General features: G+C 51.3%; 1 protein-coding gene and 1 pseudogene. Both read left to right on the forward strand.

The genetic code is table 11. The features are described from left to right. Window positions 1–39: 39 nt before the first annotated feature. A complete protein-coding gene (locus CSQ88_RS22640; protein WP_180273783.1) occupies window positions 40–327 on the forward strand; it encodes a transposase in 288 nt (95 codons plus the stop codon). Continuing rightward, window positions 324–530, forward strand: a pseudogene (locus CSQ88_RS22645) (IS3 family transposase); the annotation flags it as partial. The gene CSQ88_RS22640 and the pseudogene CSQ88_RS22645, both read left to right, overlap by 4 nt.

The raw sequence follows: 530 nt of genomic DNA on the forward strand, positions 1-530 counted from the left end.
TGCATCATTCACCTTAACGAGAAATATTAGATGACTTCAATGCGTAAAAAGTATGATGCCAGCTTCAAATTGGAGGTCGCCCGAATGGTGGTCGATCAGGGTCTCAGTGTGGCTCAGGTCGTACAAAGCATGCAGGTTGGCGAAAGCGCATTGCGACGCTGGATTGAGCAATATCGGGCGGAACAAATGGGCCAGCCTGGCATCGGCAATCCCCTTACGGCAGAGCAGCAACGCATTCGCCAACTTGAATCTGAGAATCGCCAACTCCGCTCGGATAACGACCTCTTAAAAAAAGCATCGGCCTTCTTTGCCCGCGAACTGAAATGATTTATGCCCTGATTGGGCAAGGGCAACAGAAGGCCAATATCACGCAAGCCTGCCGTGTTTTAAGTGTGAGCCGTGCCGGATATTATGCCGCTCAAAAACGCAGCAGCGCGGCGGTCATTTGCGTAGAAAGCGTGAATTTGAAAGCGGCGTTTGAGGAGAGCGAACAGACTTCTGGCAGCCGTCGTTTGATAACGGCGATGCAA

The organism is Iodobacter sp. BJB302 (assembly GCF_002735645.1).
GTDB lineage: Bacteria > Pseudomonadota > Gammaproteobacteria > Burkholderiales > Chitinibacteraceae > Iodobacter.